Raw genomic sequence first — 20,920 nt, 5'->3', positions numbered from 1 at the left:
AGGGGAGCGTGCGAGGGATCCTCGTGATGCGTCGGAGGCCACCTCTCTTCCGGCGAAATGACATAATGTACATTATCGGCGCTCCGACCAGTGCCGGTCGTCACCACAGAAGGTCAGCCTCCGGTGCCATCGCCCGCAGAGACGCTGCGCCGGCCGTCACCCGTTCCACGACTCCGTGTTGCTCGTTCCACCCGGGCCTCAGTGAGGACCGGAGCCGGCGCCCAGAGCCCGTCACCGTTGATGCGGTGTGTCATCACGAACGAGATCGGCTCGTTCGGCCAGCCGGCGAGTTCCTGCTCGATCAACGGCGCGATGAACGGGCTCACCACGTCCAGCGCGAACGGATCGACCCATGCCGCCTCGAGGACGCCTGGCTCGTTCTCCGGCGCCCGGGGCACATCGCCACCGACCGCTGTCGCGTCAAAGAAGCAGACCAGCTTGCGCCGGCGTCGTTCGTGCCACTCGTGGACGCAGGTGGCGACCAAGCGACCGACCTCGACCGCTACCCCGGTCTCTTCAGCCGTCTCGCGCGCCGCAGCCTCCTCGAGCGTCTCGCCACGCTCGACGTGACCGCCCGGCAGCTCCCAGCTCGTGACGCCGAGTCGTTCGTGCCGGATCATCAGCCACCCCCGATCCATGCGTGTCATCGCGAACGCGGTCACTGTCGTCACCCACGGCTCAGCCACAGCCCGACCCTAAGGGCTCCCCGCAACCGGGCTGCGACGTGGGCCGACCGCGCGCGCCTGAGCTACCTGCGGACCGTGCCGACAGATCGTCGCGCACCGATCCCATGCAGCCCCGCACGGAGCGCTCCGTCCCAGACCTGCCCGCTTCTCACACCGCTCCGGCGTCTCGCTCGCTCCCACGGGCGGTTCCCGGGCCGTCGTGGGTCCTCGGGTGTCTACTGGCTGCCATGGGATCCGTCGTTCTCGAACCGTCCACCCGGTGCGCGATCGACGCCGTCACCGCGCTGCGCCTCGTGCGGGACGACGTCGGCCTCGGTGCGCGTCGCCCGCTCGTCGGCCCTGCCGTGCTGCGCAGCCACGCGCTCTCGATGCTCTACCGCGACGTGCGCCGCGGCGTCCTGGACGAGAAGACGGCGCGCGCCCGCCTGGACGGCATCGCCACGCTGAAGATCCGCCTGCTCGGCGACCGTGTCTCCCGGGCCACGGCGTGGCGGATCGCCCGCGAGCTCGACGCGGACGACACGACGGTCGCCGAGTACGTGGCGGTGGCCGTGCTCCAGGCCGACGTCCTCGTGGCCGGCGACGAGGACGTCGCTGCCGCGGCGGAGGGCCGCATCCCCCTCGCCACGTACGACGACCTCCTGCGCTGAGGCCTGGGACACCCGACCGGCCCGCGTTCCGACGACCGGCCCGGCCTCAGTCGTCGAACACGTCCCAGCAGATCGAGCTCCGGCGCCGCTGGTCGTCGAGGACGAGCTCGCGCAGCTCCGCCGGGATGCGCTCGCGCTGCCAGTCCCGCTCCGCGAGGCGCACCGCCTCGGGGTCCTCGCCCCGCGCCGCGGCGTCGGCGGCCGCTGCCCGGATCGCGTACGCGGCCGCGCCGAGGTCGTGCGCCGCGACGTGCGCGACCGCCACCGCCTGCCCGGCCGCGAGCGCCGCGTACTTGACGGGTGCGGGCTGGTCGCGCCCGGCGGCGTTCGCGACGAAGGCGGTGCTGTGGACGGTCTTCATGGGGACCTCGCCGCGGATCCAGGCGCGGGCCACGTCGAGGGCGTCGCGGGGTCGGGTGTCGTCGGGTCGGGCGTCCTCGAAGATCGGCAGGACGTGCTCGGTGCACTCGACGGCCCACCGGGCGAGCTGGCGGTGGTGGTCGTCGGTGAGCGTGCCGCCTCGGCGGACGGTGACGAGTCGGGGGTCGCGTTCGGCGGGCAGGATCGGCATGGTCCGATGCTCCCCGGTTCGGTGCCCGCCGACCAGCCCGTGTCCGGGGGAACGGTGTCGGGGCGGCGGTGTGGGGCGCGGTGGCCGCGTGGTCGTCTGGTGGGTGTGGGTGGGGCGGCGTACGGTGCGTTCGTCGTCCCCGCTCGTCGAGGCGCACGCCTCTCCCCTACCCGGTACCCGTGCGTGGCGCTGTCGCCACGTCAGGGCCTCTCCCCCGGGTTGGTCGGGCTCTCGGGCGGGTCACATCCACGAGGAGGCGCTCATGGCCCGGTTCACCCGTTCGGACGATCTGCGGCGCGCGACGTTCGACGGCGTAGACCTGCGGGGTGCGCGGTTCGTGGAGTCCGACCTGTCCGGAGTGGTGATGCGGGGCGTGCAGGTGGAGGGGCTGGACGTCGACGCGCCGTGGCTCGCGGACGGTGACGCGACCTTCCGCGTGAACGGGGTCGACGTGACGGACTTCGTGGAGGCGGAGCTGGACCGCCGGTTCCCGGGGCGGGAGCTGCGTCGGGCGGGCGACCCGGAGGGGCTGCGCGCGGCGTGGGCGGCGCTGGAGCGGACGTGGGCGGCGACGCTCGAGCGGGCGGCGGCCCTGCCCGCGAGCGCCGTGGACGTGTCGGTGGACGGCGAGTGGTCGTTCGCGCAGACGTTGCGGCACCTGGTGCTGGCGACGGACGCGTGGTTGGGGCGGGCGGTGCTGGAGGTGGAGCAGCCGTTCCACCCGTTGGGGCAGGCGGGCCCGCAGGCGGCGGAGGACGGGCTGGACGTGTCGTTGTTCGTGACGGGGACGCCGTCGTACGCGGAGGTGCTGGAGGCGCGCGCGGGCCGGGTGGCGATGGTGCGGGACTTCCTGGCGGGCGTGACGCCCGAAGCGCTGGCGGTGGTGCGGCGCAACCCGTGGTCACCGCAGTACCCCGAGACGACGTTGTCGTGCGTGCACGTGATCTTCGAGGAGGAGTGGGAGCACCACCGCTTCGCGGTGCGCGACCTGGACACGATCGAGGCGTCGTCCGGAGGGTGAGCGGGGCGGCCTGAGCCCACGGGGTTCAGGGGGTGCGTGAGACCACGGCGGCGAGGTTGGGTGTGACGCGGGTGAGGTCGCCATCGGTGGGGAGGCCGTCGGGGACGAGGACCGCGGTGACCTGCGTCCCGTCCGGGGCGAGGAGGCTGAGCGGGAGGTCGGAGTCGTCGAGGTCGGTGACGAGGCCGCACGTGGCGGCTCCCGCGTCGTCCTGCGGGGTGTCTCCTGGCACGACGGTGACGAGGCAGACGACGTCCTGCCCGTCGCGGCTGCCGGTCCCGGTGTAGAAGGTGACCCCGTCGAGCTCGCCCAGGCGTCGGGCCGAGTCGGGGTCCATCTCGTCGGGCGTCATCGTGCCGGGGAGGGCGTCGTCGGGGACGGGCTCGTCGGCGAGGCGGGTCACGAGGTCGTGGGCCGTCACCGCGCCGGAGCAGGCGGTGAGGGCGGCGAGCACGGCGGTGGCGAGGACGACGGGTCGGGTGCGACGACGGAGTTGGTCCATCGGGCTGGGATATCACGACGCCGAGGAGGGATGCGGCGGGCGCCGGTACACGGACACGTGGGAGCGGGACTCGGCGGTGAACGGCTCCCCCGCCCATCCTGCGTGCCGGGTCTCGAGCTCGAGGCCGGCGAGGCGGGCCATGAGGTCGAGCTCGGCGGGCCAGACGTACCTGTGGGGCGTGCGTCCCACCTCGGCGCGGCCGTCGTCGTCGAACCGGACGTGGTGGGACACGACGCGTTGGTGCAGGACGTCGTAGGTGTCGACGCCGAGGTAGCCGGGCTCGTCGTGCCAGACGGTCGCGGTGCGGCCGGGCGGGAGGGCGCGCAGCTCGGGGACCCAGAGCTCGACGGCGAACCGGCCTCCGGGGGCGAGGTGGCGGGCGGCGTTGCGGAAGCACGCGACCTGGGCGTCCTGGGTGAGCAGGTTCGAGATCGTGTTGTACACGAGGTAGACGAGCGTGTGCTCCCCCGGGACCCGGGCGGTGGCCATGTCGCCGACGACGACGGGCAGGGTCGTCTCGTCGGCCTTCTCGCGCAGCCGGGCGACCATGTGCCGGGAGATCTCGATGCCGGTGACGGGCACACCGCGCGCGGCGAGCGGGATCGCGACCCGGCCGGTGCCGACGGCGAGCTCGACCGCGCTCCCCCGGCCTGCGAGTGCCGCGAGCCGGTCGATGGCGGGGTCGAGGACGTCGGGTGCGAACATGCCCTCGCCGGGGGTGTCGTACCGGGCTGCGGCGCCGGCGTCCCAGAGGCGTTCCTGGTCGGTGCCGGCGAGGTCGGTGCGGGAGTCCGTCATCGTGCGACGGTGTCAGGTGGCGTCCGTGGCGGTCCAGGGTTTTCGTGTCGATGTCTTCCCTGTCTCCGGTCCAGCGGGCGGGGCGCTACGGTGGCGCCATGGACCGGGAGACGTTCGTCGGCTATGTCCGTTCTCAGGGGTGGGGTGTGGTCGCGTCGCTGGGCGACGACGGCAGGCCCCAGGCCGCCTTCCTCGCGGTGGCGGCGACGGGCGCGGGCGAGCTGGTGTTCGACGCGCGTGCGACGTCGCGCAAGGTGGCGAACCTGGCCCGGGACCCGCGCGTCGCGGTGACCGTGGGTGGCACGGACGGGACGACGCTGCAGTGCGAGGGCACGGCGGACGTGCCGGTCGGCGCGGACCGGGAGCGCTGCGCCGCGGCGTACGTGGCGGCGTTCCCCCAGTTCGCGGGGTCGCTGGCCGACGACGGCATCGTCCTGCTGCGGGTCGTGCTCGCCTGGGCACGCTACGGGGACTTCCGCGACGGCCGGTCCGTCATGACGGAGGTCGACGTGCCCGGGTGGGGCCAGACCGGGGACTGACGGCAGCTGGTCCCTGGTCGGCCCGTCAGCCGAGCAGCGCCTGCTTCGCGCGCGCGAACTCGGTGTCGGTGAGGTCGCCGGCGCGGTGCAGGGCGGCGAGCCGTTCGAGCCGGGCGACCAGCGCCGCTCCCCCGTCACCCGGGGTGGCGCTCGTGGCGGGTGCGCCGCGACCGACGACGCGCCACAGGGCGCGGGCGAACACGCCGGGGCGTCGGGCGGTGCCAGCCTGGTCGGGCTGCAGGCGCGGCACGCGTGGCGAGGGGACGGTCCGGTCGTCGACGACGACGCTCCCGGGTCGCGTGTCCGCGAGGGAACGCGCGAACCGGGCGAAGCGGGCGGATGACCCGTCGAGCAGGACGGCGCGGGTCGTCCGGGCACCGGGGTGCTCGTCGCGCCAGGTCACGACGACGGTCGGCCCGTCCCCGGTCACGGTCACGACGGGTCGTCCGGCGGGCTCGAGGACGGTGCCGTCGCCGCGGACGAGGCGCAGCCGTGCGCCGTCCCACACGAGCCGCCCGCCCGCGACGTGGAACATGGCCGGGTAGCGGGGCGCGGCGGCGAAGCGCGACGTGTCGGGCGCCCGGCCGGGGACCGTCACGACGCCGACGGGTCGCCGCCGCGGCGGGGCCGGGGGGCGGGGGCCGTCCGCGTGCGTGGCGAGCGCCTCGACGACCGGGACCGCGACCGTCACAGGGGCGGCGGGCTCGAGGCCGGGCTGCGGGGCGGGTCCCGCCGGGTGCGCCTCGGTGTGGCCCTCGGTCGCGCTGGTGCTCATGGTGCTCCCCCGTCGTCGTCGGTCCCCCGATCCTGCCGCGCGACACCCGCCGGGGGCAACCCCTCGGGTGGCGTCGCCGCAGGTCAGGGAGACGCGAGCGCGCCCCCGGCCGGGAGCACCGGTGGCCGGGGGCGCGCAGTCGGGAAGCGGGTCAGAGCCCGCCGAGGAGCGCCGTGAAGTCGGGCGTGGCCGCGAACGGGTCGGCGGGGCCGGTGTTCTTGCGCAGGGCGACCTTCTCCGCGAGCTCGCGTCCCGCGCGCGCGATCCGGGCGGGCAGCCCGCCGCCGGCGTCGGCCTCGGCGGCCGCCCAGTCGTCGGTCGCGGCGAACACGGACGTCGTGGCGACGTCGGCCCGCAGGTAGGTGAACAGCGGGCGCAGGGAGTACTCGAGCGCGAGCGAGTGGCGCGACGTGCCGCCGGTCGCGCCGAGCAGCACGGGCGTGCCGGTGAGCGAGTCCTTGTCGAGGACGTCGACGAACGACTTGAGCAGCCCGGAGTACGTGGTGGTGAACAGCGGGGTGGTCACGATGATCCCGTCGGCGGCCGCGAGGCGCTCGAGGACCCCGGCGAGCTCGCCCGTCGGGAACCCGGTGAGCATGGCGTCGACGACGGCGTGCGCGTGGTCGCGCAGCTCGACGGTCTCGACCTCGGCGCTCACGCCGAGGCCCTGGAGCTCGCGCACGGTGGCCTCGCCGAGCCGGTCGGCGAGCAGGCGCGTGGAGGACGGCTTGGACAGCCCGGCGGAGACCACGACGAGGCGGCGGTCCGGGGCGGGGGTGCTGGCGGTCATGCGGTGCTCCTGGGGTGTGGCGTGTGGTGCGGGGGTCGGCCCGTCGCCGGGCCGGACGGTGCGGGGGTGCCCGACGGCGGCACGTCGAGCGGGTGCGCGGGGCACCCCTCGACCGTACGCCGTCGGGCGACCGGTCCCGCGGCTGGTGACGTCGGCCGCGGGACGGTGCGGGTCACAGCCCGAACGCGGCGCCGGCCTTCGCCGGCTCCTGGTCGTCCTCGGCGGTGCGCCCGGTCCAGCGGTCCTCGGTGCCGCCGACGTGCGCGGCGCCCTCGGTCCCGGCGGCGCGGGCCGCGGCGACGCGCTCGGTGTGGCTCGGCGGGTTCGCCGGCACGTGCGCGGGGCGTGCGGCCTCCATCTCCTTGCGGAGCACGGGCACGACCTCGCCCGCGAGGAGGTCGATCTGCTCGAGCACCGTCTTGAGCGGCAGGCCGGCGTGGTCCATGAGGAACAGCTGACGCTGGTAGTCGCCCACGTGCTCGCGCATCGCGGCGTACCGGTCGATCACCTGCTGCGGGGAGCCGACGGTCAGCGGCGTCTCGCGCGTGAAGTCCTCCATCGACGGGCCGTGCCCGTACACGGGCGCGTTGTCGAAGTAGGGGCGGAACTCGTCCCACGCCTTCTGGGAGTCCTTGCGCATGAACACCTGGCCGCCGAGACCGACGATCGCGGTGTCCGCGGGGCCGTGGCCGTGGTGCTCCCAGCGCTGGCGGTAGAACTGCACCATCTGCTTGGTGTGGCTGATGGGCCAGAAGATGTTGTTGTGGAAGAACCCGTCGCCGTAGTACGCGGCCTGCTCGGCGATCTCGGGGCTGCGGATCGACCCGTGCCACACGAACGGCGGCACGCCGTCCAGCGGGCGCGGCGTGGAGGTGAAGCCCTGCAGCGGGGTGCGGAACTTGCCCTCCCAGTCCACGACGTCCTCGGTCCACAGACGCCGCAGCAGCGCGTAGTTCTCGATCGCGAGCGGGATGCCGTTGCGGATGTCCTGACCGAACCACGGGTACACCGGGCCGGTGTTGCCGCGGCCCATCATGAGGTCCATGCGCCCGTTCGAGATGACCTGGAGCATCGCGTACTCCTCCGCGAGGCGCACCGGGTCGTTCGTCGTGATGAGCGTCGTGGACGTCGACAGGACGATGTTCTTCGTCACACCGGCGAGGTAGCCGAGCATGGTCGTCGGCGAGGACGGGACGAACGGCGGGTTGTGGTGCTCGCCCGTGGCGAAGACGTCCAGGCCCGCCTCGTCCGCGTGCTTGGCGATGGTCAGCATCGCGCGCACGCGCTCGGTGTCGTCGGGGGTCCGGCCCGTCGTGGGGTCCGTCGTGACGTCGCCGACGGTGAAGATGCCGAACTGCATGGTGTGCTCCCGTGAGTCCTAGGTCGATGCGTTTGCATGTACATGCCGCTCAACCCGGCACCCTCCGAGTTTGTTCCCGGGCCCGTCCAGCGCCGGTGTGAGCGTGCGCACGTCCGGGCCGTGGCGGCCGTGACGAGTTGCGTCGGGCATCGAAACCCGGGAGCCTGGGACCGCGACGCGCCGAGGCGGACCGGGCGCCGTGGGGGGCGGCGAGGCCGCAGACACCCCGCGACGTTCACCGGACCTTCACGACGCGCCGGAACACCGACCGACGGTGAGGCGTTGCCTCTCGTAGACCGGGCCGCTGCCCGCACCCCACCGGGCGCGCCCACCCACCCCCGAAGACCCCTCAGGAGGACACCATGGCCGACCGTTCGCTGCGCGGGATGAGCATCGGTGCGAAGAGCATGGAGTCGGACGAGGGCGTCGACTTCGCCCCCCGCTTCCAGGCGCACTACGACTGCCCCAACGGGCACACCATCATCTTGCCGTTCTCGACCGACGCCGAGGTCCCCCCGGTGTGGGAGTGCCGCTGCGGCGCCGAGGCGCTGCTGCGCGACGCGGAGCGCCCCGAGCCCAAGGCCGGCAAGCCCGCCCGCACCCACTGGGACATGCTGCTCGAGCGCCGCACCATCTCCGAGCTCGAGGAGCTCCTCGACGAGCGCCTCGGCCTGCTGCGCGCCGGCAAGCTGCGCCGCAGCGCCTGACACCGCGCGGTCGCCCGACGACCGGAGAGGCCCGGACCCCGCAGGGTCCGGGCCTCTCGTGCGTCACAGGCAGAGCACCCGATCCCGCCCGGCTCTCGTACCGCCCCGTCCCCGCTGCGCCCGACCTCAGCGAGCGGCCCGGCTCCCCCGCCCCCGGACCGCGCCCGCGAGCTGGGCGGCGCGGCGTCGCGCACCCCAGACCGTGACCTTCCACAGCGCCTCGGTGACGATGGCGCGGCTCATCTTGGACCGGCCCGCGGTGCGCTCGACGAACGTGATCGGCACCTCGACCACCCGCCCGCCCGCGCGCACGACCCGCCAGGCCATGTCCACCTGGAAGCAGTAGCCGTGCGACTCCACGCTCGCGAGGTCGACGGCGCGCAGCGCCTCGGCACGGTACGCGCGAAAGCCCGCCGTCGCGTCGCCCAGGCCCAGCCCGAGCGCGACGCGCACGTACACGTTCCCCGCGCGGGAGAGCACCTCGCGGTGCCAGGGCCAGTTCTCCACCCGCCCGCCCGGCACCCAGCGCGACCCGATGACGAGGCCCGCCCCCGCGGCGTCCCCGGGCTCCCCCGCCGGGGCGAGCGCCGCGAGCAGGGACGGCAGCTGCTCGGGCTGGTGCGACCCGTCGGCGTCCATCTCGACCAGGACGTCGTACCCGGCGTCCAGGCCCCAGCCGAACCCCGCGACGTACGCGGCGCCCAGGCCCTCTTTGCCCGCCCGGTGCAGCACGTGCACACCCGGGTCCGCGGCGGCCGCGGCGTCGGCGAGGTCGCCCGTCCCGTCGGGGCTCGCATCGTCCACGACGAGCACGTCCGCGTCGGGCACCGCGGCGCGCAGGCGCGCGAGCGTGCCCGGCAGGGTCAGCGCCTCGTCGTACGTGGGCACGACGACGAGCACACGGCCTGGCGCGGCTGGCCCCCAGGGACGCTCGCTCACGGCGCCTCGTCCCCGGTCGCGGCGGACGACCGGGTCGCGCGGCGCTCGCGGACGACGCTCACGACACCCGCCGTGAGGAGGCCCAGGGCGAGGAGCTCGACGACGCACCCGGGCCAGTCCCCCGCCCGCACGGCCGGGGTCAGGCTCGTGCGCAGCGGCAGGTCCGCGACCAGCTGGTCGGCGGTGAACAGCTCGGTGCTCTGCAGCAGGGCGCCGTCGGGGGCGATGACGCCGCTCACGCCGACGGTCGAGACCTGCACGGTCGCGCGCCCGGTGGACACGGCGCGCAGCCGCGACATGGCGAGCTGCTGCGTGGACTCGGCGGTGTACCCGAAGGAGGCGTTGTTGGTCTGCACGACGAGCACCTCGGCGCCCGCGTCCACGGCGTCGTTCACGAGGCCGTCGTAGGCGACCTCGAAGCAGATGACGACGCCGAGCGGCACGGTGCGCCCGAGGCGGTCGGACGCGAGGTCGACGACCCCGGTCTCCGTGCCGGGGATCATGTCGATGCTCACGCGGTCGACCTGGTCGGAGAAGATCCGCAGCAGCGATCGCAGCGGGATGTACTCGCCGAACGGCGCGGGGTGCTGCTTGGCGTACCGGTCCACGACGCCGGCACCCGGCTCCCACAGCAGCGACACGTTGTACCGGCCGCCGGTCTCGGGGTACTCCTGGGCGCCGACGAGGATCGGGGCGCCGACCTCGCGAGCGGCGTCGTCGATGGCGCGCGCCACGTCGGGCGCGGTCTGCGGGTCGAGGTCGGACCCGTTCTCGGGCCACAGCACGACGTCGAGGTCGCCGGGCTCCACCTGGCCCAGCAGCGCGACGGTCCCCTGCAGGTGGTTGTTCAGCACCTCGGCCCGGTTCGCGAACGACCCGAGGCCAGGCTCGCCCACGTTGCCCTGCACGGCCCCGACGGCGAGCGTCCCCGCCTCGGCGCGCGTGTCGAGCGGCACGAGCACAGGCGCCGCGACGAGAGCCCCGGCCACGGCAACCGGGACGACGGCGCCCGTCACGACGTCCCGACGGCGTACCAGCGCGAGCACGGCGACCGCGAGCAGCGACCCGGCGAGCGCGACGAGCAGGGACACGAGGACCTCGCCCCCGAGCCACGCCGCGCGCCCGAGCGGGGAGTCGGCCTGGGAGAACGCGAGCCGGCCCCAGGGGAAGCCGCCGAACGGAACCTCGGTCCGCGCCTGCTCGACGCCGACGAACAGCAGCGCGAACCCGACGGCCTGCGCCCACGGGCGCGCGGCCAGCCACGGCCAGCGCCGCGCCCACACCCACGCGGCACCGAGCACCGCGACGAAGCACGCCTCCATGACGGACAGCGCGACCCACGGCACGGTCTCGGTCGCGTAGTTGGCCCACCACAGGTGCGGAAGGAAGAACGCGAGCCCCCACACGAGCCCGACGAGGAAGCCCCACCTCGCGCCGTCGCGCCGCAGCGCCCAGAACAGCGCGGCGACGCCGACGAACGCGAGGGGCCACCACCCGCGGTCGGGGAACGCCGCGTCGGTGACGAGCCCGCCCGCGAGGGCCAGGAGCAGCGTGAGCGGCCGCGGCGGCGCCCCGACCAGCGTGCGCGCGCCCGCCGCGCCGGAGGCGTCGGGACCGGTCTCCCTGGGTCCGGCCGCGGGTGCCGACGAGATCGTGGCGGGGGCGTCAGGTCCGGCGCGGCGGGATCGCCCGGCCGGGGCGGCCGTGGGCTCGGGGGCGTGCACGGGTGCACCCTACGCCACGCACCTGCACGGACCCGGGTCCGCAGCGACGGCACTGCGGGTGAACGAGAGGTGGTGCGTGCGGGCCCGCGCGCCCTTCGGCCCGTACGCCGCCGCCACCGGCGGAGCACGTTTTCTACTGAGCGCGCGGGCCCGGCCAGGTACCCGGCGCGGCACGCCGAGGGGTCGTCGTCGGTGGCTGATCCCCCTGCGGCCGCGGGGGCCGGAACACCCTGTCGAACCTACTCCGGCTCAGGGTCCTGTCAAGCGGGAGCGGTCAGACGAACGTGTCGAACAGGGGGACGCCGTCGCGCACCGTCTGCAGGCACCGCGGGCGCGGCACGTCCGGGCCGAGCTCCGGCAGGAGCGGCTGCCCGGCGCGCGCGTCCGTGCTCCACGACGACGTCGTGCGCCCGAGCGCGCCCTGCACGACCAGGTGCTCGCCCCGCCACACCGCCAGGTGCGCAGGCGCCCCGACGCGCAGCTGCCCGGCACCCGTGTGGTCCAGACCCGCGATGCGCCACCCGCCGCGCGTGTGCGCGCGGAACGCGGCCCGCGCCGAGATCTGCTGGTCCGGGTCCACGTGCGACATCGCCGCGAGCACGCCCGCCCAGGGGTCGAGCCGCGTCACCGGCGCGTCCGACCCGAACGCGAGCGGGACGCCCGCGCCCGCGAGGTCCGCGAACGGGCTCAGGCCCTCCGCCCGGGTCGCGCCCACGCGCGCCGCGTACATGCCCTGCGGGCCACCCCACGCGGCGTCGAACCCGGGCTGGATGCTCAGGCTCACACCGAACAGCAGCAGGGACGCCAGCGCCGACGCGTCCACGAACAGCGCGTGCTCCACCCGGTGCCGCGCCGCGCGCACCGCGCCCTGGCCGTGGACCTCCGCGGCGACCTTGAGCCCGAGCACGAGCTCGTCCATCGCGCGGTCCCCGATGACGTGGAACCCGCCCTGCGAGCCCGCCGCGCCCACCGCGGACAGGTGGTTCGCGATCTGCTCCGCGCTCAGGTAGAGGTTCCCGCGGTCAGTCCGGTCCGGCCCGTCCTGGTAGGGCAGGCGCATCGCCGCCGTACGCGACCCGATCGACCCGTCCACGTTGAGGTCGCCCGCGATGCCCGTCAGACCCGGCACGTCCGCGAGGAGCTCGCGCGCATCGTCGACCGTGGTGCACAGCTCGCCCCGGTACCCGACGACGTGCGCCAGCCCCGAGGACGCCTCGCCCGTCAGCGCGAGCAGCTCGCGCAGCCCCGCGCGCGTGTCGATGTGCGGTGCGCTCATCTCGTGCACCGACACGATCCCCTGCTCCGCCGCGGCACGCAGCGCCGCCCGGTACAGGTCGGTGCGCCGCGCCGGCGACACGTCGCGCGCGACGTCCCGCGCCACGTGGTGCGCCTCCCCCGTGACCCAGCCGGACTCGTCCCACCCCGGCCGCTCCGCCAGGGCGCAGCGCCGCGCGAGCGTCGTGGAGACCACGGCCGAGTGCACGTCGACCCGCGCCGCGTACACCGCGCGCCCGCCCGACGCGGCGTCGAGCTCGTCGCGCGTCGGGGGGCGGCCCTCGGGCCAGGACCGCTCGTCCCACCCGAACGCGAGCACGACGTCGTCGTCCCCGACGTCCGCGGCGGCCTTCGCGACCGCCTCGAGCGCCGCGGCGAGCGTCGTGACGCCGGCGCTCGCGGACAGGTCGACGCCCGCGAGGGCGAGCCCGACCTCGAACAGGTGGACGTGCGCGTCGACGAACCCGGGCGCGACGAGCGCGCCGTCGAGGTCGATCACGCGGTCGGCGCGAGCGGCGAGCCCGTCGGCCGTGTCGTCGGCGCCGATCCAGGCGATGACGCCGTCGTCGACGAGGAGTGCTTCCGCGAACGGGTCAGCCTGGGAGTGGATCACGCCGCCGCGGTACAGGGTTGAGGCCACAATCCTTCACGATACCGCCACAACCGCCCGAACCTCGCCTGTGCGACTCTGCGTCCACGCAGGTGGGACCGGGTGTCGTGCACGTCACGCCGACGCCTTCCCCGGCGCGGCCGGGCGCCGCCGTCGGCTCAGACGCTCGAGTACGCGACGACGCCCCGGCGCAGCTTCTCGATCGCCTGGTGCGCGGTGCGCCGCACCGCGGGCGTGGGCGCGGCGGTCGCGACCTGGTCGAGGACGTCGATCACCTGCTTGCACCAGCGCACGAAGTCGCCGGCCGCGATCTCCGAGCCGCGCAGCACGGCGTCGAGGCTGCGGCCCACGGCCCACCGGTGCACGGCGGTGACGAGGCCCTCGTCGAGCGCGCCGGTCGCGTCGATGTCGTGCGCCTCCTCGAGGTCGTCCACCTCGGACCACACGCGCGTCGTCGCCTCCAGCGCGCGGGCGAGCCTGCCGTGGGGACCGCCGGGCACGTCGGGCTCGCCGTGGTCCTCGCGCCGCCCCGCGTACACGCACGTGGACACCACCGCCGCGAGGGCGGGGGCGTCGAGGTCCTCCCACACGCCGCGACGCAGGCACTCGGCGAGCAGCAGGTCGTTCTCGGCGTACAGGCGCCGCAGCCACTGCCCGTCGCGCGTGACGCGCAGCCCCGCGCGGCCCGCCCCCCGTCCGCCCGCGCTGCCGGAGCCGTCCTCGTCGTCAAGGGACCGGCCCGCGGGTTCCTCCGCGTCCAGGGCGTCCTCGAGCGGAGCGACCGGGTCGTCCGCGGCGTCGCCCGGGGCGAGGTAGCCGAGGGTGAGCAGGACGTCGCAGATGCGGTCGAACACGCGCGCGATGGACCCGGTTCGGCCCTCGACGCGGCGCACGAGCTGGTCGTGCTCCTTCTTGAGCCGCGCCCACCGTTCGGCCCAGCGGGCGTGGTCCTCGCGGTCGGGGCAGTCGTGGCACGGGTGGGCGCGCAGCTGCGCGCGCAGGCGCGAGAGCTCGGCGTCGTCCGCGGCGGCCGACCGGGCACGGGTGGTGCGCCCGGGCCGGGCGCCGGGCTCGTCGAGCGCCCCGAGGGCGTTGCGCAGCGTGGACGCGAGGTCGCGGCGCTGCGCCGGGACGCGCGGGTTGAACGACTTGGGCACCCGGACCTTGGCGACGGTGCGGATGCCGCCGGGCGCGTCGGCCACGGTGAGCTTCTTCACCTGCCGGTCCTGGGTGAGCACGGTGGGGCGCGGACCGTCGAACCCGGCGCCCTCCCCCGGGTCGAGCACGACGACGTAGCCCGCGCGCCGCCCCGACGGCACCTCGACGACGTCCCCGGGACGCAGCCGCTCGAACGCGGCCACGACCTCCGCGCGGCGGGACCGGCTCGCGGCGCGCGACAGGTCGCCCTCGCGGGCGGTGATGCGCCGCCGCAGCGCCGCGTACTGGGCGAAGTCCCCCCGGTCGCACGTCATGGCCTGGGCGTACCCGTCGAGCGCCTCGGCGTGCGCCTGCGCCTGCTTCGCGAGCCCGACGACGCCGCGGTCCGCCTGGAACTGGGCGAACGACGTCTCCAGCACCTCGCGCGCCCGGTCCCGCCCGACCTGCGCGACGAGGTTGACCGCCATGTTGTACGTGGGGCGGAAGCTGGAGCGCAGCGGGTACAGGCGCTTGGACGCCAGGCCCGCGAGGTGCACGGGGTCGAGGCCCGCGTGGTCGACGACGACGGCGTGCCCCTCGACGTCGATGCCGCGCCGCCCCGCCCGCCCCGTGAGCTGCGTGTACTCGCCGGGGGTGACGTCCACGTGCGCGGTCCCGTCCCACTTGACGAGCTTTTCCAGCGCGACGGACCGGGCGGGCATGTTGATGCCGAGCGCGAGCGTCTCGGTCGCGAACACGACCTTGACGAGGCCGCGGCTGAACAGCTCTTCGACGGTCTCCTTGAACACGGGCAGCATCCCGGCGTGGTGTGCCGCGATCCCGCGCGCGAGCGACTCGGTCCACGTCCAGTAGCCGAGCACCTCGAGGTCCTCCGCGGGGATGGTCGCGGTGCGCTCCTCGGCGACCCTGCGGATCTCCGCCTCCTCCGCGGGCGAGGTGAGGCGCAGCCCCGCGGCCAGGCACTGCTGCACGGCACCCTCGCACCCGGCGCGGGAGAAGATGAAGTAGATCGCGGGCAGCAGCCCGTCGGCGTCCAGGGCGTCCACGACGGCGAACCGCGCCGGGGTGCGGCGCGCCCCGAGCCCGGACCGGTCGGGGCCGGGACGCCGCCCGCCCCGCCCCCGGTACCCGCGGTCGCCCGGGCCGCGCCGCCCGCCCGGACCCGACGCGCTCGTGCGCGGGGCCGCGCGGAACGCGGCCAGCAGGTCCGGGTTGATGGGCGGGTTCACGCCCGGGTCCGTCGGGTCGACGTGCCCCGCGTACAGGTCGAGCAGGTCCGCGCCGAGCGCCCGGCCGCCGCCCGCGTGCGCGACCCCGGTCGCCGGGTTCGCGGACGCGACGAGGACGTGCTGCCACAGCGGCACGGGCCGGCGCTCGCTGACGACGACGGTCGTGTCGCCGCGCACCATCTCCAGCCAGTCGCCGAACTCCTCCGCGTTGGACACCGTCGCGGACAGGGACACGAGCTGGACGTCGTCGGGCAGGTGGATGATGACCTCCTCCCACACCGGTCCGCGGAACCGGTCGGCGAGGTAGTGCACCTCGTCCATGACGACGAACGCGAGGCCCTCGAGCGTGCGCGAGCCCGCGTACAGCATGTTGCGCAGCACCTCGGTCGTCATGACGACGACGGGCGCCTCCCCGTTGATCGTCGTGTCGCCGGTGAGCAGGCCCACCGAGTCGGCGCCGTACCGGCGCACGAGGTCGCCGTACTTCTGGTTGGACAGCGCCTTGATCGGGGTGGTGTAGAACGCCTTGCGCCCGCCGGCGAGGGCGAGGTGGACCGCGAACTCGCCCACGACCGTCTTCCCGGCACCCGTGGGCGCCGCGACGAGCACGCCGCGCCCCTCCTCGAGCGCCTCGCACGCGCGCTCCTGGAAGTCGTCGAGCGGGAAGTCGAGGACCTGCCGGAACTCCGCGAGCCGGGTGCGGGACGCCGCCTGGCGGGCCCGGGACGCGGCGTAACGGGCGGCGGGCGATTCAGCGGCCGTCATGGTGCCAGCCTACGGTCCGGCGCCGACCTCGCCGGTCGGCGCGCGAGGTGCGGCGTCGCGGGCCCGCGGGAGGCGACCGGCGCGTCGAGGGCGGACGGCCGGCGCAGAGTCAGGGTGCGGCGGGGCCGGCCGTGGCGTCCAGGACGTGCAGCGCGCCAGGGACCACGTCGACCCGCAGCGGCAGGGGACCCAGGTGCTCCCCGTCGGCGAACGCGTGCGGCGGGGCCGCGCCCGCCTCGGTCGCCGCGACCGTCACCGACGTCGCGCGCAGGGTCCCGACCCCGGGGTTCGCCAGGTGCCGCCCCGCGTACATGCCGGGGAAGATGCGCGTCGCGCCCCAGCGCCCGAACGGGCCCGCGACCACGACGTCGAGCAGGCCGTCGTCGAGCGCCGCGCCCGGCGCGATCCGGATGCCGCCGCCGATGCGAGGGCCGTTCGCGACCGACACGAGCGCGCCCGGCGACTCCCAGACCACGGTCCGCCCGCCCTGCGCGTCGTCGGGGCTCGTCCCGAGGGCGGCGCCGTCGAGCAGGAGGGGCGCCCCGGCGAGCAGGTCGGGCAGCTCGTCGCCCGAGGGCACGCCGCGCAGCGTGACCCGGTACCCGTACGGGCGGTAGCGCGTGATCTCCGTGAGGGCCGAGCGTGCGTACCGCGACCGCCCGCGGGGCCAGGTGGCCGCGTTCGCGTGGGCGTTGACGGCGGCGTCGATCCCCGCGGACAGCACGCCCGCGTACCAGCGGTGCGCAACCATGTGCTCGCCCGTGACGCGGGCGGCGTCGACCGCGCGCACGGACGGCGGCGCGCTCGCCGAGGACGTGGTGCTCGCGGCGGTGCCGAGAGCCGCGAGGAGGGCGTCCACGCACCGGTCGGTGCGGGTGGTGGGCAGCCCGAGGCCGTGCGCGAAGTCGTTGCCCGTCCCGACCGCGACGATGCCGAGCGGGACGCCGGTCCCGGCGGTCGCGTTGACGCCGAGGTGCACCATGCCGTCCCCGCCGACGACGACGAGGGCGTCCACCCCGGGTCGGGCTCCCGCGCCGTCGCCGTCCGTGCCGCGCACGGCGGCGTCGGCCGACTCCTGGGCGAGGGGCAGGCTCGGGGCGCTGAGGTCGACGACGGCGTGCCCGGCCGCGCGCAGCGCCTCGGCGGTGCGTGTTCCCGCGGTGCGACCGCGTCCGCGCCCCGCCGTCGGGTTGACGACGAGCGCGACCGTGCTCACGCGCGGCCCCCGCGCCCGGTGGGGCGCGGTCGGGGCGTGGCGCTCACAGGGCCAGCCGTGCGGCGTCGCGCTTGTCGACGCGCCGGTCGTGCAGGACGCTGACGCCGTACGCGGCGAAGTAGAGCGCGCAGATGGGCAGCGCGACCGTGAACATCGTCAGCACGTCAGGCGTCGGCGTCATGATGGCGGCGAACAGGAACGAGATGAGCACGGCCCACCGCCACCCCGCGAGCCACGTCGAGGCGCGCACGACGCCCATCGTGTTGAGCGCGACCATGATCACCGGCACGAGGAACGCGATGCCGAAAGCCAGCATGAGCCGCATGACGAACCCGAGGTACATCTGAGCGTTGATGAGGTTCGCGCTGCCGTCGGGCACGAACTCGTTGAGCAGCGCGACCGCGCGCGGCAGCATCACCCAGGCGAGAGCGATTCCGCCCAGGAACAGCGGGACCGCGGCGCCGATGAAGCCGAACGCGTACCGCTTCTCCTTCGACGTCAGCCCCGGCGTGATGAACGCGAAGAGCTGGTACAGCCACCACGGGCTCGTCAGGATCACGCCCAGGAACAGGGAGACCTTGACCTTCATGTCGATGGCGGTCGCCACGCCCTCGAAGTTGAGGCCCGTGAGGACCTCTCGCCGTTCGGCTGCGTCGATCAGCGGCTGCTGGAGCGCCTGAAGAACGGGGTCGTACACCATCCATCCGACGACGGCGCCGACCAGGAGGCCGATCGCGGACAGGAAGAGGCGCTTGCGGATCTCGACGAGGTGCTCGCGCAGGGGCATGCGCCCCTCGGGGTCACGGGTTGATCGTGACACCGACTATGCCTTCGGCGTGTCGTCCTGCGTCGACGACGTCGTGCCTCCCGCCACGGTCGTCGCGCCGCCCGGGGCGGTCGCGCTCGCGCCGGACTGCGTCGTGGCGCTGCTCGTAGGCGGCGTCGCCGTCGTCGACGCGTCGTCGTCCTCCCGGAGGTCCTTGACCTCCTTCTTGAAGATCTTCAGGGACTGCCCCACGGAACGGGCCATGTCCGGGAGCCTCTTGGACCCGAACAGCAGCACGACGAGGAGGATGAGGACGACGATCGTCGCGGGGTGACGAAGGATGTTCACGGCGAGAACCTACTACTCGTGGGCGGCATGGGCGACGGTGCTCTACGCGCCATCATAGGTCACGCGGTTGGTCCCGAACGGGCCGTGCTCGACGGGCTCGCAGGCCGTTCAGGCGTTGAACCGGCGCCAGCGCGACCAGACCTGCTCGTCGCGCCGCCGCCGCTCCACGCGCCGCTCGGCGCGCTCGGCGCGCAGCAGGTCCACGCGCTCCTGGAGCACGACCGGGTCGTCGAACAGCGTCGGCGCGGTCGACGGCTGCGCCTCCTCCAGGGCGCGTGACAGCTCGTCCGCCCGCGCGCTCATGTCCGCCGCGACCTGCGAGGCGCGCGACAGCTCGCGCCCCAGGCCCTTCACGGACCGCCACAGGCGCCGCGCGAGGAAGAACGCGCCCACGAGCGTGCCGACCGCGAGCAGTGTCCAGACCCAGAACCACATGCCGCCCACCCTAGCCAGCAGCCTGCGCGTCGCCCGCCCCGCCGTCGGGCTCGCCCGGCAGGTGCGCGTACGCGGACAGGGCGGCGCTCGCGGCGTCGCGCACGTCGCGCGCGACCGACGCCGGCTCGACGGCGAGGACGTGCCGCGCCCGCTCGGTGAGGAGCTGGCGCAGCCACACCGGGTTGGTGACGCGCAGGCGCACCTCGAACGCGCCGTCGGGCAGGTTGCGCACGGACTCGACGGGGACCTGCTCGGCGACGGCGCGCGCGGGGCTGGCGAACGTGATCGTCGCGAGCGGCGCGTCACCGGTGGGGGTGAAGTCGACGTCGGGGTCCACGTCGTGACCCTCGACGGGCTGGTCGAGCTCGGTGGCGGCGAGGATGCGGTCGACACGGAACGTGCGTCGACCCTGCGCGCGGTGGCACCACGCGAGCAGGTAGGCGTGCTCGTCCTGCGTGTGCAGGGACACGGGGTCGACGTCGCGCTCGGACTCCTCGTCCGCGGCCGTCACGTACCGGATCCGCAGCCGGTGTCCCGCGACGAGCGCGCTCGTGATCGCCGCGACCACGCGCGGGTCGCCCTCGGGTGCCAGCTGCACGTCGAGCGCCGCTGCGGCCTCGCCGGTCGCGTCGGTGAGCTTGCGCAGCACCGACTCGACGACGCCCGCGCGCTCCGGGTCGGCCTGCACCGCCGCGGTCTCCCGCATGGCACGCAGCGCGGCGATGAGCGCGACCGCCTCGCGCGTGCCGAGCCGCAGGGGCCGCGTCATGCCGCGCGCCTCGGTGAGCCGCACGACGCCGCGCTCGATCGAGTCCGCGTCGAAGTCGATGAGGTCGTCCGGCCAGTATCCGGGCGTGCCGGACACCCACAGGGCGTCGACGTCGTCCAGGACCTGGCGCTCGCTCACGCCGAAGTGCCGGGCGAGCTCGCCCACCGGCACCGGGCCCGCGCCGTCCAGGTACGCGACGATGCCCAGCAGGCGCACCAGCCGATCGTCCGCGCGCTCAGCCACGCCCCGTCACCTCCGTCGACCCCTCGCTCTTGCCCGCGCCGGCCCCGGCGTCCTGCGCGGAACCCAGCACCGCCGCGTCCCGCAGCCGCCGCACGACCGCAGCGCGCAGGTCCGGCGGCCCGAGCACCAGCACCGCGTCCCCGTACCCCACGACCTCGTCCGCCAGCGCGTACCGCACGTCGTACGCCACCTCGAGCACGTCACGACCCGCGCTGTCGCCCGCTCGCGCGTCCGGTACCGACCCGACCACCGTGCCGCGCGCCCGCAGCGCGCCCGCCCGCTCCGGCACGACCGCCAGGCGCGCGACCCCGCCCGCGTCGCGAGTGCCCAGCGCCGCGTCCACGTCCACGTGCGCCGGCACCTCGAACGCCTCGCGCGGGCCCGTCGCACGCACCCGGCCCTCGACCCGGCTCAACCGGTAGGACCGCGGCGCCCCGCGGTCCAGGTCGAACCCCACCAGGTACCAGCCGCCGCGCCGCGCCGCGATCCGCCACGGCTGCGCGCGCCGCGCCCGCACCTCCCCCGTGCTCGCCGCCCGGTACGTGAACGACACCGCGCGCCGCGCCGAGATCGCGTCCATGAGGGTCGCGTACGCGTCGCCCACCGGACGCACCTGCGGCGCCAGACCCGCCACGACGTCCATCGCGGTCTCCCCCGCGCCCGCCGCGCGCAGCTTCGTCAGCGCCCGCGAGATGTCCGTCCGCAGCGTCTTGTCCTGCCAGAACTGCGCCGCCAGCGCCAGCACCCCCAGCTCCGCCGGCGTCAGGTCCACCGCGGGCAGCGCATACGCGTCCTGGTCGATCCGGTACCCCACCTCGTCCGCGTGCCCGCCCGCGTCGACCGTGACGATCGGGATCCCCAGGTCGCGCAGCGTGTCCTTGTCACGCTCGAACATGCGTTCGAACGCGTCCGGAGAGGGCGCGTCGCCGTACCCCGCCACGCTGACGCGGATCTGCTGCTTCGTCATCGACGCGTTCGTGTTCACCAACGCGATCACCAGGTTCAGCAGGCGCGCCGACGGATTCGTCGGCGACGACCCCGACG

21 protein-coding genes are annotated in these 20,920 nt (G+C 75.1%); 4 read left to right on the top strand and 17 right to left on the bottom strand.

The window, feature by feature from the left end:
- Positions 1-113: 113 nt before the first annotated feature.
- Positions 114-686 carry an NUDIX domain-containing protein gene (locus AC6CH9_RS05010; protein ID WP_498153929.1) on the bottom strand — a complete coding sequence of 191 codons (573 nt, stop codon included), beginning with the start codon at positions 684-686 and terminating at the stop codon, positions 114-116.
- A 227-nt stretch (positions 687-913) separates the two neighbouring features.
- Here AC6CH9_RS05010 and AC6CH9_RS05005 point away from each other — a divergent pair, with 227 nt between their 5' ends.
- Complete coding sequence (locus AC6CH9_RS05005) at positions 914-1,336, top strand: hypothetical protein (protein ID WP_498153928.1); 423 nt, start codon at positions 914-916, stop codon at positions 1,334-1,336.
- Positions 1,337-1,382: 46 nt separating this feature from the next.
- Here AC6CH9_RS05005 and AC6CH9_RS05000 read toward each other — a convergent pair whose 3' ends face one another.
- Positions 1,383-1,907, bottom strand: coding sequence for a putative immunity protein (locus AC6CH9_RS05000; RefSeq protein ID WP_498153927.1), 525 nt, complete (start codon positions 1,905-1,907; stop codon positions 1,383-1,385).
- 262 nt (positions 1,908-2,169) lie between these two features.
- On the opposite strand from AC6CH9_RS05000, the gene AC6CH9_RS04995 reads away from it, so the two are divergent.
- Positions 2,170-2,928 (top strand): DinB family protein, encoded by a 759-nt coding sequence (locus AC6CH9_RS04995; RefSeq protein WP_498153926.1) that lies wholly within the window; start codon positions 2,170-2,172, stop codon positions 2,926-2,928.
- A gap of 25 nt (positions 2,929-2,953) precedes the next feature.
- Here AC6CH9_RS04995 and AC6CH9_RS04990 read toward each other — a convergent pair whose 3' ends face one another.
- Both AC6CH9_RS04990 and AC6CH9_RS04985 read right to left on the bottom strand, forming a co-directional pair.
- A complete protein-coding gene (locus tag AC6CH9_RS04990) occupies positions 2,954-3,430 on the bottom strand; it encodes a hypothetical protein (protein ID WP_498153925.1) in 477 nt (158 codons plus the stop codon).
- 12 nt (positions 3,431-3,442) lie between these two features.
- Complete coding sequence (locus AC6CH9_RS04985) at positions 3,443-4,228, bottom strand: class I SAM-dependent DNA methyltransferase (RefSeq protein WP_498153924.1); 786 nt, start codon at positions 4,226-4,228, stop codon at positions 3,443-3,445.
- A 98-nt stretch (positions 4,229-4,326) separates the two neighbouring features.
- Here AC6CH9_RS04985 and AC6CH9_RS04980 point away from each other — a divergent pair, with 98 nt between their 5' ends.
- On the top strand, positions 4,327-4,767 hold the full coding sequence (locus tag AC6CH9_RS04980; protein ID WP_498153923.1) for a pyridoxamine 5'-phosphate oxidase family protein: 441 nt from the start codon (positions 4,327-4,329) through the stop codon (positions 4,765-4,767).
- 25 nt (positions 4,768-4,792) lie between these two features.
- Here AC6CH9_RS04980 and AC6CH9_RS04975 read toward each other — a convergent pair whose 3' ends face one another.
- From AC6CH9_RS04975 to AC6CH9_RS04965, 3 genes are all read right to left on the bottom strand, one after another.
- On the bottom strand, positions 4,793-5,542 hold the full coding sequence (locus tag AC6CH9_RS04975; RefSeq protein ID WP_498153922.1) for a hypothetical protein: 750 nt from the start codon (positions 5,540-5,542) through the stop codon (positions 4,793-4,795).
- 151 nt (positions 5,543-5,693) lie between these two features.
- Positions 5,694-6,332 carry a CE1759 family FMN reductase gene (locus AC6CH9_RS04970; RefSeq protein ID WP_498153921.1) on the bottom strand — a complete coding sequence of 213 codons (639 nt, stop codon included), beginning with the start codon at positions 6,330-6,332 and terminating at the stop codon, positions 5,694-5,696.
- Positions 6,333-6,504: 172 nt separating this feature from the next.
- Complete coding sequence (locus AC6CH9_RS04965) at positions 6,505-7,692, bottom strand: LLM class flavin-dependent oxidoreductase (protein WP_498153920.1); 1,188 nt, start codon at positions 7,690-7,692, stop codon at positions 6,505-6,507.
- Between the two features lie 362 nt (positions 7,693-8,054).
- Between AC6CH9_RS04965 and AC6CH9_RS04960 the strand changes: the two genes are divergently transcribed.
- Positions 8,055-8,399: an RNA polymerase-binding protein RbpA gene (locus AC6CH9_RS04960; protein WP_021483180.1), complete on the top strand. Its 345-nt coding sequence runs from the start codon at positions 8,055-8,057 to the stop codon at positions 8,397-8,399.
- 126 nt (positions 8,400-8,525) lie between these two features.
- Here the strand turns inward: AC6CH9_RS04960 and AC6CH9_RS04955 are convergent, their stop codons facing one another.
- The 10 genes from AC6CH9_RS04955 to AC6CH9_RS04910 form a co-directional block, all read right to left on the bottom strand.
- The gene (locus tag AC6CH9_RS04955) at positions 8,526-9,338 is read right to left on the bottom strand and encodes a polyprenol monophosphomannose synthase (protein WP_498153919.1); all 813 of its coding nucleotides are present in this window, start codon (positions 9,336-9,338) and stop codon (positions 8,526-8,528) included.
- Entirely contained in the window at positions 9,335-10,918 is a 1,584-nt protein-coding gene (gene lnt, locus AC6CH9_RS04950) for an apolipoprotein N-acyltransferase (protein WP_498154121.1), read from the bottom strand. The genes AC6CH9_RS04955 and lnt overlap by 4 nt, the downstream gene beginning before the upstream one ends.
- Positions 10,919-11,336: 418 nt before the next feature.
- On the bottom strand, positions 11,337-12,977 hold the full coding sequence (locus tag AC6CH9_RS04945; RefSeq protein WP_498153918.1) for an amidohydrolase: 1,641 nt from the start codon (positions 12,975-12,977) through the stop codon (positions 11,337-11,339).
- Positions 12,978-13,105: 128 nt separating this feature from the next.
- On the bottom strand, positions 13,106-16,099 hold the full coding sequence (locus AC6CH9_RS04940) for a DEAD/DEAH box helicase (RefSeq protein ID WP_498153917.1): 2,994 nt from the start codon (positions 16,097-16,099) through the stop codon (positions 13,106-13,108).
- Positions 16,100-16,208: 109 nt separating this feature from the next.
- Entirely contained in the window at positions 16,209-17,315 is a 1,107-nt protein-coding gene (locus AC6CH9_RS04935; protein ID WP_498153916.1) for a diacylglycerol/lipid kinase family protein, read from the bottom strand.
- Positions 17,316-17,358: 43 nt separating this feature from the next.
- On the bottom strand, positions 17,359-18,102 hold the full coding sequence (gene tatC, locus AC6CH9_RS04930; protein ID WP_498154120.1) for a twin-arginine translocase subunit TatC: 744 nt from the start codon (positions 18,100-18,102) through the stop codon (positions 17,359-17,361).
- A gap of 36 nt (positions 18,103-18,138) precedes the next feature.
- A complete protein-coding gene (gene tatA / locus AC6CH9_RS04925) occupies positions 18,139-18,429 on the bottom strand; it encodes a Sec-independent protein translocase subunit TatA (RefSeq protein WP_498153915.1) in 291 nt (96 codons plus the stop codon).
- Between the two features lie 108 nt (positions 18,430-18,537).
- Entirely contained in the window at positions 18,538-18,864 is a 327-nt protein-coding gene (locus AC6CH9_RS04920) for a hypothetical protein (RefSeq protein WP_498153914.1), read from the bottom strand.
- 10 nt (positions 18,865-18,874) lie between these two features.
- Complete coding sequence (locus AC6CH9_RS04915; RefSeq protein WP_498153913.1) at positions 18,875-19,876, bottom strand: helix-turn-helix transcriptional regulator; 1,002 nt, start codon at positions 19,874-19,876, stop codon at positions 18,875-18,877.
- Positions 19,869-20,843 (bottom strand): helix-turn-helix transcriptional regulator, encoded by a 975-nt coding sequence (locus tag AC6CH9_RS04910; RefSeq protein ID WP_498153912.1) that lies wholly within the window; start codon positions 20,841-20,843, stop codon positions 19,869-19,871. The genes AC6CH9_RS04915 and AC6CH9_RS04910 overlap by 8 nt, the downstream gene beginning before the upstream one ends.
- Positions 20,844-20,920: the final 77 nt, after the last annotated feature.

The sequence above is a fragment of the Cellulosimicrobium sp. GQ32 genome, assembly GCF_059758455.1.
This window is presented reverse-complemented; position numbering and strand designations above follow the sequence as displayed.

What these genes read in the sequence shown, in the direction of transcription:
- AC6CH9_RS05005 (WP_498153928.1), top strand. Translation starts at nt 914, where the DNA reads ATGGGATCCGTCGTTCTCGAACCGTCCACCCGGTGCGCGATCGACGCC.
- AC6CH9_RS05000 (WP_498153927.1), bottom strand. Translation starts at nt 1,907, where the DNA reads ATGCCGATCCTGCCCGCCGAACGCGACCCCCGACTCGTCACCGTCCGC.
- AC6CH9_RS04995 (WP_498153926.1), top strand. Translation starts at nt 2,170, where the DNA reads ATGGCCCGGTTCACCCGTTCGGACGATCTGCGGCGCGCGACGTTCGAC.
- AC6CH9_RS04990 (WP_498153925.1), bottom strand. Translation starts at nt 3,430, where the DNA reads ATGGACCAACTCCGTCGTCGCACCCGACCCGTCGTCCTCGCCACCGCC.
- AC6CH9_RS04985 (WP_498153924.1), bottom strand. Translation starts at nt 4,228, where the DNA reads ATGACGGACTCCCGCACCGACCTCGCCGGCACCGACCAGGAACGCCTC.
- AC6CH9_RS04980 (WP_498153923.1), top strand. Translation starts at nt 4,327, where the DNA reads ATGGACCGGGAGACGTTCGTCGGCTATGTCCGTTCTCAGGGGTGGGGT.
- AC6CH9_RS04975 (WP_498153922.1), bottom strand. Translation starts at nt 5,542, where the DNA reads ATGAGCACCAGCGCGACCGAGGGCCACACCGAGGCGCACCCGGCGGGA.
- AC6CH9_RS04970 (WP_498153921.1), bottom strand. Translation starts at nt 6,332, where the DNA reads ATGACCGCCAGCACCCCCGCCCCGGACCGCCGCCTCGTCGTGGTCTCC.
- AC6CH9_RS04965 (WP_498153920.1), bottom strand. Translation starts at nt 7,692, where the DNA reads ATGCAGTTCGGCATCTTCACCGTCGGCGACGTCACGACGGACCCCACG.
- AC6CH9_RS04960 (WP_021483180.1), top strand. Translation starts at nt 8,055, where the DNA reads ATGGCCGACCGTTCGCTGCGCGGGATGAGCATCGGTGCGAAGAGCATG.
- AC6CH9_RS04940 (WP_498153917.1), bottom strand. Translation starts at nt 16,099, where the DNA reads ATGACGGCCGCTGAATCGCCCGCCGCCCGTTACGCCGCGTCCCGGGCC.
- tatC (WP_498154120.1), bottom strand. Translation starts at nt 18,102, where the DNA reads ATGCCCCTGCGCGAGCACCTCGTCGAGATCCGCAAGCGCCTCTTCCTG.
- AC6CH9_RS04920 (WP_498153914.1), bottom strand. Translation starts at nt 18,864, where the DNA reads ATGTGGTTCTGGGTCTGGACACTGCTCGCGGTCGGCACGCTCGTGGGC.
- AC6CH9_RS04910 (WP_498153912.1), bottom strand. Translation starts at nt 20,843, where the DNA reads ATGACGAAGCAGCAGATCCGCGTCAGCGTGGCGGGGTACGGCGACGCG.